The organism is Flavobacterium sp. PLA-DH12 (genome assembly GCF_059511845.1).
This window is the reverse complement of record NZ_JCAMPD010000007.1, coordinates 229,541-241,999: the sequence shown is the minus strand read 5'-3', so window position 1 is coordinate 241,999 and position 12,459 is coordinate 229,541. Positions and strand designations below refer to the sequence as shown.

The following is a 12,459-nucleotide window of genomic DNA, read 5'->3' as shown; positions in this document are numbered from 1 at the left end:
TTTAAAATTTTAATGTTAGGTTACAACCAATGTTTCTTGTTGTCGGAAGTGAACCTCCTGAATAACCTGATGATAAGTTACCTGAACTTAGACCACTTTCTGGATCTGCATCTGGAAGATTTTTACTGATGATCCATAAGTTAGAACCTACTAAAGAAAGACGTAAATCATTTAAACCTGCTTTAGCTATAAATTGTTTAGGGAAACTATAAGTAATGCTTACCTCTCTTAATTTTACATAACTTGCATCATAAACAAATGCTTTTTGTGGATTATTATTGTAACCATAGATACTTCCAGCTACCTCAGGACTTGGTGTTCTTGTAGTGTTTGGAGTACCATCTTCATTAACTCCTGGTAAAATAACACCTCCGCCGTTAGCCAATGTATTTCTTACAGGGTTTCCAAGTTCGTTGTTTCCTGCTGTAGAAGTGTACAAACCAGAGCTTTGTCCATAATATTGGTCAAGAGAGAAAATATCTCCTCCTTTTTGAACATCGATTAAGAAACCTAGAGATACTTGTTTGTATGTAAATTTATTACGGAAGCCACCAATCCAGTCTGGAGTTACATTACCAATTACATTAGTAGCAGTTGCAGTTTGTAAATACACACCATTTTTAGTTACTCTTTGTCCGTCTTTGTAGATATAATCTTTCCCAAGGATATCTCCATAAGCATGCCCTTTTGTACCAACGATACTAACACCTCCTTGGAATGTACCAATTGTTAAAACATCTACACCTGGAGCTAAAGCTACAACCGTATTCTCATTTTTAGACCAGTTTACACCTAAATCCCACTGGAAATCTTTTGTTTTAACAGGAACCGCGTTGAATATCACCTCAATACCTTTATTTTCTACCGATCCTGCATTTACATATTTAGAAGAGTACCCTGTTGCAGTAGAATAATCTACAGGAAATATTTGATCTGCACTTAAACTTTTATAAACACTTGCCTCAAAACCTATTCTTCTGTCAAGGAATTGCAGCTCTAAACCAAGTTCTTTAGATGTGGTTTTTACAGGGTGCAAATCTAGGTTATTACCAGTGTTTGGTCTTGAATAAAGTTGGTTTGAACCAAATGGGTTAAATTTAGTAAATACATCTTGTAAGGCATAAAGATCAATACCTCCTTGTGGATTCTCAGCATAACTCGCTCTAAATTTACCAAAAGTCAACCATGGCGCATTAATATGTTTTGTAAAAACATAACTCGCAGAAGCAGAGTATGTATTAACGTCATTATTACCTTTTGGCAACATCGAGAATGCATCATTACGTACAGTTCCTTCTACATAAAGGAAATCTCTAAATCCTACTGAAGCAGATGCATAAACACTGTTTACCGCCGAATTATCTTCAACCTCAACCGGGAATGGAGAAGGATTTACCGAATTTGATAATGAATAGATTCCTGGAATAATTAATCCTCCATCTGTAGAAGCCAATGTAGAGCTACGTCTAGTTCTTAATGCATTGTATCCAGCTAAACCTGTCAATGAAAAATCTTCAGTAAGTTTTTTATTGAAGTTTAAGGTAAACTGATAGTTTTGCTCAGAAAACATACCTGAATATTTTTGGTATCCTGAGCCAACAGCTAAACGGTTGATACCAAATGTACCTGCCAAAGATCCTACCGCTTTTCTCTCTTCACGTAATTCTGAATAAGAATCTGTACTTACTTTTCCTGTAGCGTTTAACCAATCTGTAAATTTATAGTCAAACTGTCCATAACCAATGAAACGATTTCTTTCGTCTGTCTGGTAATTTCTATATCTTGTAAAATATGGGTTATCCCAATATTTAGGACTTGTATTTCCGTTCGCAGGATCAGCCATATTCCATGAAATATTTTGCCCTCCTGAATTATTAAAAGCTTCTTTCTGAGATTGAATATCTACGTTAGTTCCCCACCATTGACGGAATAAACCTGCAACGTTATCACCACCGTAACCAGTAGTATTTCTACCCGTAGTACTTTGTGCTAAATAATTTGCAAAAATACTTACAGATAATTTATCTGTCATTTTGTGGTTGAATTTAATACTTGCATTATTTTTCTTCAATTCACTATTTGGCAAAATACCAGTCTCTTTATAGTTGTTGTAATTAACAACAAAGTTGTTTTTATCCGTACTACCTTCAAAAGAGATTGTGTTATTGAATGTTTGAGCTGTTTGAAAAAATGTAATTGGACCATTTTTAGCAGCTACCCATGGAGATTTTTGTCCAAATTTTGAAGAATATGGAGTATAAGATTCCCATGTATAAACAGAAAGATTTGGATCAAACGCAACACCGTAAGAAGCATCATCTGTAGTGCTTACCACTTGGTTACCATTTTTATCTATAACAAAAAATGCACCTGTTGGCCCAACTGGAGTTCCAGTAGGAGTTCCATCAGGCTTATAAGTTGGCCCATAACCTTGTCCGTACTTGTTTTGGTAAACAGGGAAAGTTTTTTTATCAACTGAACCAACACCAAACTCACTAGATACAGTAACTCCCATACCTTTTTGAGCTTTTCCTTTTTTAGTAGTAATCATAATTACACCATTACCAGCTTGAAACCCGTATAATGCAGATGCCGCAGCACCTTTCAATACATTTAATGTTTCGATATCATCAGAATTAATATCCATACCAGCATTACCATAATCATAGGTATTACGAGCTCCTTGTGTTTGTGAACCTTGGCTTGAGTTTATGTTACTATTGTTAATAGGCATACCATCAATAACAATAAGCATCTGGTTATTTCCTGTAAGACTTTTAACACCTCTTGAAACTACGCTTGTAGATCCTCCAAAGTTCGTATTTTTTCTAATGTATACCCCAGCAGATTTCCCAGAAAGGTCGTTAAGGAAGTTTGCGCTTGCAGTCCCTCCAACTAAATCCTCTCCTTTTATTTCCTGAGTAGCGTATCCAAGAGCTTTTTTCTCTCTCTTAATACCAAGAGCTGTAACCACAACACTTTCTAATTCTGTAGTATTACTAGTTAATTTTACACTTAATGATGTAGAACTAGCTGCAACTTCTTGCGTTTTCATTCCAATGTAAGTAAAAATCAAGACTTCGCTTGACGATGCTTTGATAGAGAATTTTCCATCAAAATCTGTTTGCGTTCCGCTTTTAGTTCCTTTAACTAATACACTCACACCTGGAAGAGGCATTCCTGCATTATCGGAAACCACACCCGAAACAGTTCTTTCTTGCGCAAAGGTTAGTTGCGTAATCAGCGCCACCAGAAGCACTAAGAATCCATTTAACTTTAGTTTCATTTTTAAAAATTTTGAATTAGTAAGTCGCAAACATCTTAATATTTTCTTAAAACAACAATGCGATTCGCTAACGCAGCTTAACTTTTTTTTAATATTTTTTTAACATCTAATCATTTTAAAACATTTAATTATCACAAAATTAACCTTATACGTAATTTTATTCATAAAATACTGTAATTTTACCAACCAATATATTAACATTTATTTAACATTTAAAGCAAGAATTACCTCAATAAAAAGAGAAAAAAAAGCAAAACAGGAAGAGGTATTATCTTACATTTTAACCAAATAAATAAAACATTCTGCGTTGAAAATGTTTTATTTGACAAATTTTCACATTACACTCACTCCTTAAATTGTAATAAATTGTAAATCAATTCTTCTAAGTTTTATAAAACTATTTTAAAATCAATTTAAAAAAAATTCGTAATTATGCATTTTGCAAAAAAAATCATAAAAACCAACGGTTTTCTTCTGTTTTTATTAAAGACTGCCCTTTTTAGTCAATTTGAAAAACTACGGAATTTGATCACTTTTAACTTGCCTTATAACCATTCCAAAAGACACAAATTTTCATTAGGTTTTGATTTGAATCCATTAATGATTTTTAGGAAAAAAAACACCATATTTGCTTTTAAAAAAAACTAAAAAATGCTCGAAAAAAATTTCTCAGGATTTATTTTAGAAACCGGAACTGATGAAGCCGGCAGAGGATGTCTGGCTGGACCAGTTACTGCTGCTGCTATAATTTTACCCGAACATTTTGAAAATAAAATTCTAAATGACAGCAAGCAATTGTCTGAGAAAACTAGAGCACTTTTAAGACCAATTATCGAAGAGGAGGCAGTTTGTTTTGCCGTTACACATTTATTTCCGGATGAGATAGACGAAATAAACATTCTAAATGCATCAATGAAAGGAATGCAAGAATGCATTTTAAAATTAAAACATGTTCCTGAATATATTATTGTTGACGGAAATCGCTCTTTAAACGCTAAACTGGGGCTTAAAAATACTTTTGGAAAACAATTTACTCAAGATGAAATTGCGCTTCTAAAATCGATTCCTAATCAAAGTATTATAAAGGGAGATGGAAAGTACCTAAGCATTGCTGCTGCATCTGTTCTTGCAAAAACATATCGTGACGAATATATGGATAAAATTCACGAAGAATTTCCAATGTACAACTGGAAAAAAAATAAAGGATATCCGACCAAAGAGCATCGTGAGGCAATTAAAGAATTTGGAACTACAAAATATCATAGAATGAGTTTTAGGCTTTTGCCTGAGCAATTAGAACTCGATTTGTTTTAATAAAAAAACGACCTATTTCTAGGTCGCTTTTTATTACTTTTTGCTTTTTAAAAACTCGGCAAATGTTTTTGTGTCATAGTAAAAAGGTCTTACAGAAGTAATTTTACCATCCTTTAAGTCGAAATGTTCTGAAATCGGAACAGACATCGTTTTGCCAGATTTTTTAGATTTACAGCTTATTGTGAAATAAATAATTACCTCATTTTTAGACGCATCACTAAAATAAGTCGGTTCTTTTTCTATCTGCAAATCAAAAAATTCCGTCGATTTCGCAAACATTTTTGTCCATTCACTAAAACCTGTATATGTTCCTCCATAGGGTAAACCAATTGCCTGATTGTAAACCGCACCATCTGCCACAACAGTAGCCAACGCATCAAAATCTCTTGTTTTAAAAAGACTTTCGTAATATTTTGTTACAATTTTTAAATTATCAGCTTCTAGATTTTTTAAAATATCAGCTTCAGACAAAGTCGCTCCTTTATCCCAAAAACCAATAATTTTACTTACCTGACCTTTACCGTTTAAACGTGCAAAGTCACGCCCGGCCATTATAAGATTATTTTTAGAATCGAGAACTTTCCATTCCCAGGTTACATAATTGTCTTTTACAATTTTGGGTCCCGATGTTAATACCGCATCTGAATTTTTCTTGTAAAATTCATTGATAACATTATTAAACGCTGCGATTCCTTTTATAGAGGCCGAAGGATCTTCAAAAGTACTATCTTCTAACCAAATCGATTTAATCATCTTTAATCTGGTATCGCTGTTTTTTTCTTGCCACACCTTTTCGTAAACTGCAACTGGATATAGTTTATCTTTCTTTTGGGCAAAAAGACCGTTAAGCGCAAAAAGTAAACAGAATAAGTAGATTTTTCTCATAAGCAATCAGGAATAAAATGAAATTTAAATTTAATAGCATAAAACCAAATTTAGCATAAATAGCTAAGAGAATTACAAGAAGTCTAGAATTTGCCATCCCTTCAAAATCTTAGCTTTTGAGAAATGGTTTTTCAGTTTTTTGAATATAAATTTAAGAAAAAAACAGTTTGTATTTAAAAAATAAGCTTCAAATCCTGATTCAAGACTTCCATGATTATGCACAAATACAGTCTAATTTATCCCTCAAAATAAAAACCCGTTTCAAACAGAATGTCTGAAACGGGTTTTAATATTATTAGCAGTTTTTAAACAAATTCAGCTTCGAACAGCTCAGTTAAATGTTTGATAATTTTAGATTTCACTTCTTCTTCATCTACTTTCTCCACCCCAAGTTCAACATGTAAGGAAGTAACTCCTTTTCCGCGAATACCACATGGAATAATATTATCAAAATAACCCAAATCGACATTTGCATTTAACGCAAAACCGTGCATCGTAACCCAACGTGAAGCGCGAACGCCCATTGCGCAAATCTTACGGGCAAACGGAGTTCCTGCACCAAGCCAAACACCAGTTTCCCCTTCACTTCTACCCGATTCTAAACCATATTCTGCCAAAGTCAAAATAATTGATTCTTCTAGCAAACGAAGGTATTTATGAATATCGGTAAAGAAGTTTTCTAAATCAAGAATCGGATAACCTACAATCTGTCCAGGTCCATGATACGTAATATCGCCACCACGATTGATTTTATAAAAAGTAGCGCCTTTGGCTTCTAACTGTTTTTCATTTAATAATAAATTCTCGAGATCACCGCTTTTTCCTAAAGTATAAACATGAGGATGCTCAACAAAAAGTAAATAATTTGGTGTTGGCAGATCTAATTCTTCTCTTCTGTTTTTGATTTTTAAATCGACTATGTCTTTGAAAAGTTCTTCCTGATATTCCCAAGTCGATTTATAGTCTTTCTTGCCCAGATCCTGAAGTTGGATTTTTTTGTTCATTTTAATTATTTTTCAAACTCAACATCAAAGTTCAGTTTGTCGGGATTCTCCATATAATCCGTAAAAGAGTATTGAATTGTAATTGATTTTCGATCGTCGCTAAACAAAGCACTTGGATTAGAGACTTTCTTAATCTTTTTTGGAAAATGATATTTTACAATATAGCTAGAAGAAGCAAACATCATTTTTGTCATATCTGCAGCTGTATCTTTTGCTTTTGCTGCCAATTTTTGCTGATCGATTACTGCTTTTCTTGTAAATTTCTTTCCGTCATAAGTATAACTTAATTTACTACCGTTATCCCCTACACCGCTTCCAAGAGGCGTGCTTGCGCCTCCTTCTACTTTTTGAAGCGTACTTAAAGTCTGTAAAACGTCCTGAAGTTCATTCACGTTTTTAAAATCAGTTCCTAAAGTCATTAAAAACTGCTTTTTTTCTGAACTCATCTTAGTCGATACAACGAAGTTTTCTAGTTTTTTCAGTTCTTTCTGCGTTTCTGGAGACAACTTAGCAATGCTATCTTTTTTCTCTTCAAATACTTGTTTGAAAGTAAAAGTAGTATCTATATCTTTCTTAGCACTTTCTCCCATCTGACCCGCAATTTGATCTCCAGCCATTTCCATTAAGGCAGAACCATCCATATCTACCGAAAATTTTCCGGTTCCATTATCGTTGATATAAATGTTTTCAGTAAAAGTACAGCTGGTTAACGTGGCTATTAAAAAAGAAAAACTAAGTAATTTATATAATTTCATCGCGGTATATTTTTATCAAAGATACAAAGACTATTTTTAAAAAAGCATTTTATTGAAAACAGCCTTTTATTGCTCAAATTCGACTTTAAAACCAAAATCGACACTGCTTTCCTGCATATTATCTAAGGGAATTTCGACAGTAAAACTTTTTCGATCAGACGCTATTACAGCATTTTTTATCGAAACAGTTTTAATCTTTTTAGGAAACTGATATTCGGCAATGTACTTACACTCCTTAAGCATTTCATCCATCTTTTTTGAGAACGGATCATCGCTTTTTTCTTTCTTAGCTTCTTTTTTATTTTTAAGTTTCTTATCGTCTTTAGAAGGTGTTACTGACTTAATAAAAACCTTGCCATCATAAAAAATGGTGGTATTAGATTTTTCTTCAGGTTTTGGAGCAGCACTTAACGCTCCTAATCTTTTTTTATCAGTAGCAGCCAGCGCTTCTAAACTTTCGGCAGGTGTTGCAATAGTTTTAAAATCTGTTCCGCTAGGAAAATCAATTGACATGGTATATTCGAATTGCTTTTTCTCGTCGTTTACTTTCATGCTAACTTTAAAATTCTCCAAAATTTTAAGCTTCTCTTTTTCTTTCTCCAGCATCGCAATTTTTTCTTTATCTGCATCTGGCAATTTAGAAATACTGTCACTTAACTTGTTAAGCATATCTTTAAAGGTAAAAGTAGTGTCCACGACTTTGTTGACTTTAGTCGAATCACTTTTTTTCATTCCCATTTTATACATCGGAGACATATCAAAACCGTACGAAAAAGTGCCAGAACCATCTTCGTTCATAGTCATCTTTTCCTTAAGGATACAGCTCGTAAAACAAAATGCAATAAAAAAGCAAAGTAGAATTCTTTTCATAATTTAGGTTTAAGTTATGCAAGCGAAGATACTTTCTTTTAAAAAATTTTTGAAGTTTTTATTCTAAAACTACTTCTAGATTTGTCATTTCAGGATTTCCATAAAAAGCAGAAAGCGGAAATTCTATAATCAGCCCTTTTTTATCGGAACTAATTAAAGCTTTAGGATTAGAAACGGATTTTATATTTCTTGGAAAATGGTATTTCAAATTATAGGTTTGCATTAAACTTGAATTACCGTATCGCTCTAAAAATTTCTCAGATTCTTGTTTCGCTTTTTCTAATTCCTCTTTATTTATAATGACAACTGATCGTTTAAAAACTTTTCCATCAAAATCATATCCAATTCTATAATAATGATTTTCTGCTGTGAGAGCGTAATTATGCTGAATATCTGATGCGTAATTTTCGGTCTTATATAAATCGGGAATTTCTGAAACTGTTTTAAAATGAAGTGAAAGTTCGTTTTTATATTCTTTTTCAAAGGAGCTCTTTTTTAAATGTACTTTTACTTTGGCATATTTTTGAAATAACCGCTGCTCTTCAGCTGTATACTTTACGAAGTTTTCGTTGTATTTATTGATATAATCTTGAAAGATATAGGTTGTATCTTGAAAAACATTTTCTTTAGAATACTCTTCTCCTGCTATTTGCATATAACTGTTTTCGTCTCGAATCTGTTCTATTTCTATGGTACCACTTCCGTCTGAATTTATGGTAATTCTTTCGGTAATTTGACAGCTTGCAAAGAAAAACAGAATTAATAAGCTTAATAAATATTTCATTTTTTTTGAGAAGATTCTGAGATTGTGAGTTGCTAATATAGTGCATTTTTTATTTAATTTCTTACAAAATAAAGGTCTTGTAAAAACAAAATGGTGTAATCTAGCCCCGATAGAAGCAGTATCCTTTTTCTTTCGCCATGGCGAGGAAAAGATACAAGCAGATAGCAGGACTAAAGTTGATTGAAACCCAATAAATTGCTGCTTCAAAAAATCTAAAAACTGCATTAAAAAATCTACATTCTTTTGTTTATCTTTGCACACTTAAAAAACAGAGCACAAAATGGCATTATCAGAACAAGAAATCATCAGAAGAGAAAAACTTCAAAACTTACGCAATCTGGGAATCAATCCTTATCCAGCTAATCTTTTTCCTGTAAATCATACTTCGAAGCAGATAAAGGAAACTTTTGAGGAAGGTAAGAAGGTTATCGTTGCTGGACGTTTGATGAGTGTTCGTGATCAGGGTAAAGCTTGTTTTGCTGAATTACAAGACAGCGAAGGTCGTATTCAATTGTACGTAAATCGCGATGTTTTATGCGAGGGTGACGACAAAACTTTATACAACCAAGTATTTAAAAAATTAACCGATTTAGGTGATTTTATTGGTATTGAAGGTGAATTATTCACTACGCAAGTTGGTGCAAAATGTATTCGCGTAACTGGTTTTACTTTCTTGAGTAAAACATTACGTCCGTTACCTTTACCAAAAGTGGACGAAGAAGGAAATGTTCACGATGCTTTCAACGACGCTGAATTGCGTTACAGAATGCGTTATGTAGATTTAACTGTAAATCCACAAGTTAAAGAGACTTTTATTAAACGTACTAAATTGTTCAGTGCGATGCGTGGTTATTTTAACGATGCAGGATATCTTGAAGTTGACACTCCAGTTTTACAATCAATTCCTGGTGGTGCTTCGGCAAGACCATTTATTACGCACCATAACTCGCTTGATATTCCGCTTTACATGCGTATTGCGAATGAATTATACTTAAAAAGATTAATTGTTGGTGGATTTGAAGGTGTTTATGAGTTTTCTAGAAACTTCCGTAACGAAGGTATGGACAGAACCCATAATCCTGAGTTTACGGCAATGGAAATATATGTAGCCTACAAAGACTACAACTGGATGATGGAATTTGCTGAAGGTTTATTAGAGCATTGTGCAATTGCTGTAAATGGCACAAGCGAAGTTACTTTTGGCGAGCACAAAATCAACTTTAAAGCGCCTTATGCACGCGTTACAATGACAGATTCAATCAAACATTTTACTGGTTTTGATATCTCTGGAAAAACAGAACAAGAATTGTTTGAAGCAGCAAGAGGAATGGGAATCGAGGTTGACGAAACAATGGGTAAAGGAAAATTGATTGATGAGATTTTTGGAGCAAAATGTGAAGGAAATTATATTCAGCCAACTTTCATTACTGATTATCCAAAAGAAATGTCGCCGCTTTGTAAAGAGCACCGCGATAATCCAGATTTGACTGAACGTTTTGAATTAATGGTTTGCGGAAAAGAAATCGCAAATGCTTATTCTGAATTAAATGACCCAATTGACCAAAGAGAGCGTTTTGAAGATCAAATGCGTTTGGCTGCAAAAGGTGATGATGAAGCAAACGGAATTATCGACGAAGATTTCTTAAGAGCTCTTGAGTACGGTATGCCTCCTACTTCTGGAATGGGAATTGGAATGGACCGTTTGATTATGTATTTAACAAACAATGCTTCTATTCAAGAAGTTTTATTGTTCCCTCAAATGCGTCCTGAGAAAAAACAAGCTCAAATCGAACTTTCTGACGAAGAAAAATTCATCATTGACTTGCTTACCAAAAATGAAAATAGAATGGATTTAACGCAGCTAAAAATTACAGCTAACTTAAGCGGTAAAAAATGGGATGCTTCTATGAAAAACTTATCTAGACACGGTTTGACTAAAGTTGTCGTTGACGGCGAGTTTAAATTTGTGGAATTGGTGGGGTAAATTTTAAAAAATCCAATTTTGGAAATTCCAAATTGATTTACATACTTCAAACCCGACAGGTTTTAAAAACCTGTCGGGTTTATTTTTTTTTAAACTAATACTTCTTCCCATCAATATTTTAAAGCCAAAATCAAAATTGCGATTAAAAAACTGAAAAACAATACGTTACTTCCCTTAAATTGTTTTACAAGAAAATACTTTCACAATCCTAGCTATAAAATTCAAAAACAAAACAAAATTCGGTTGGCATTGAATATGCAATTGATTTTGTTTTTGCTTTTTTTTAGCAAACAAATTACTACATTTGAAGAAAAAATAGACTTTGTATAAAGTCTATTTTTTTTTAACCCAAACCTATTCAATTAACATTTTTCAACCAATATTTTAAATGAAAATTAGAAAAATCGCCCCAAACGAAGATTTGGAAACAACAGTTAAGAAAAAAAGAAATCGTAACAAATTTATTTTCATCGCTATTATTGCTCTTTCAGCTGCAGGATTTTTAGGATTTAAATATTTTACTCCTAAAAAAGAAGCTGTTTGTTTAGGCACAGATACTAAAATCTATGATACTTACAAAGATGCCGTTGTACTTATAAAGCATAAATATGGCTATTTTGCTAAAATTAATGGAAAAGAAATCCCTCTTAATGTTGAAGATGCTAAGGAAGAAACCATTTACGGAACAGGTTTTTTTGTAGATACAGAAGGAGACATGATTACCAATAGACATGTTTTACAGCCATGGAATTCAACTGAAGAAGAAAGTGAAAAAGTAAATACTAATATTCGAAATCTGCGAATGAAAATTGCTTCTATCCTTACTACCGATGTTTCTGAAGATGACTATGAAAGCTTTATTAGCAACAATTGGTCACATGCTTCAGTCTCTTATGATGAAGGTGAAGGAGACGGAGAATATGAAGAATCAGGCCAAGAAACTACTGAATCAGCAGGTGAAGAATTTGTTAGTTCTAATGAAACAGAAACAGATTCATCGCAAGTATCAACTGATATCGCAGCATCTATTCCTGTAAAAGAATATGTTTCTGCAGAAAACATTGAAGTATATGTAAAAACGGTAGACATTCAAGTTGCACTTCATAATTCTGATAGCGAATGGATTAATTGTGAAATGAAAAAAGTTTCAGACGACATCAATATTGATTTAGGTATTTTGCAAGTAGCCGATCATAAAACTCCTAAAACCGTTACCAATATTATAAGCCTTGATAATATTGTTGACAATGATACTTCTCTTGCTCCAGGGCAAAAAGCGATAATGGTGGGCTATCCAATGGGAATAGATTTGGCACAGACCAATTCTGGTATAAAAGTGCAACTTTACAATGGTCAAATAAGTAAAGAATCTGATGGCAACAAAATTCAATACAGTATAACCTCTACACATGGTGCTAGTGGTTCGCCTGTTTTTAACGAATGTGGACAACTGATTGCAGTTAATTTCAGTGGATTCGACCAAGTTCAGGGTTTCAACTTTGGAATTGTGGCTAAACATATTCAAGCACTCTAATTTGAAAAAATCCCGAAAAAAACGCTTAAATCTAATCAGGTTT

General features: G+C 33.2%; 9 protein-coding genes. 3 read left to right on the top strand and 6 right to left on the bottom strand.

Features of this window, described 5'->3' with window-relative positions; translation table 11 throughout:
• Window position 1 precedes the first annotated feature (1 nt).
• Window positions 2–3,286 carry a SusC/RagA family TonB-linked outer membrane protein gene (locus AC5ZCW_RS15520; protein WP_496120765.1) on the bottom strand — a complete coding sequence of 1,095 codons (3,285 nt, stop codon included), beginning with the start codon at window positions 3,284–3,286 and terminating at the stop codon, window positions 2–4.
• 651 nt (window positions 3,287–3,937) lie between these two features.
• Between AC5ZCW_RS15520 and rnhB the strand changes: the two genes are divergently transcribed.
• Window positions 3,938–4,600, top strand: a complete 663-nt coding sequence (gene rnhB, locus AC5ZCW_RS15515; RefSeq protein WP_343542738.1) for a ribonuclease HII — start codon at window positions 3,938–3,940, stop codon at window positions 4,598–4,600.
• Window positions 4,601–4,633: 33 nt separating this feature from the next.
• Here rnhB and AC5ZCW_RS15510 read toward each other — a convergent pair whose 3' ends face one another.
• The 5 genes from AC5ZCW_RS15510 to AC5ZCW_RS15490 form a co-directional block, all read right to left on the bottom strand.
• The gene (locus tag AC5ZCW_RS15510) at window positions 4,634–5,485 is read right to left on the bottom strand and encodes a nuclear transport factor 2 family protein (protein ID WP_496120764.1); all 852 of its coding nucleotides are present in this window, start codon (window positions 5,483–5,485) and stop codon (window positions 4,634–4,636) included.
• A gap of 305 nt (window positions 5,486–5,790) precedes the next feature.
• A complete protein-coding gene (gene lipB, locus AC5ZCW_RS15505) occupies window positions 5,791–6,489 on the bottom strand; it encodes a lipoyl(octanoyl) transferase LipB (protein ID WP_496120763.1) in 699 nt (232 codons plus the stop codon).
• Window positions 6,490–6,494: 5 nt separating this feature from the next.
• Complete coding sequence (locus AC5ZCW_RS15500; RefSeq protein WP_343542742.1) at window positions 6,495–7,244, bottom strand: hypothetical protein; 750 nt, start codon at window positions 7,242–7,244, stop codon at window positions 6,495–6,497.
• A 66-nt stretch (window positions 7,245–7,310) separates the two neighbouring features.
• The gene (locus AC5ZCW_RS15495) at window positions 7,311–8,114 is read right to left on the bottom strand and encodes a hypothetical protein (RefSeq protein WP_496120762.1); all 804 of its coding nucleotides are present in this window, start codon (window positions 8,112–8,114) and stop codon (window positions 7,311–7,313) included.
• A gap of 58 nt (window positions 8,115–8,172) precedes the next feature.
• Window positions 8,173–8,898: a hypothetical protein gene (locus AC5ZCW_RS15490; RefSeq protein ID WP_496120761.1), complete on the bottom strand. Its 726-nt coding sequence runs from the start codon at window positions 8,896–8,898 to the stop codon at window positions 8,173–8,175.
• Window positions 8,899–9,178: 280 nt separating this feature from the next.
• On the opposite strand from AC5ZCW_RS15490, the gene lysS reads away from it, so the two are divergent.
• Window positions 9,179–10,882 carry a lysine--tRNA ligase gene (lysS, locus tag AC5ZCW_RS15485; protein WP_343542747.1) on the top strand — a complete coding sequence of 568 codons (1,704 nt, stop codon included), beginning with the start codon at window positions 9,179–9,181 and terminating at the stop codon, window positions 10,880–10,882.
• Window positions 10,883–11,270: 388 nt separating this feature from the next.
• Window positions 11,271–12,416 carry a S1 family peptidase gene (locus AC5ZCW_RS15480; protein WP_496120760.1) on the top strand — a complete coding sequence of 382 codons (1,146 nt, stop codon included), beginning with the start codon at window positions 11,271–11,273 and terminating at the stop codon, window positions 12,414–12,416.
• Window positions 12,417–12,459 lie beyond the last annotated feature (43 nt).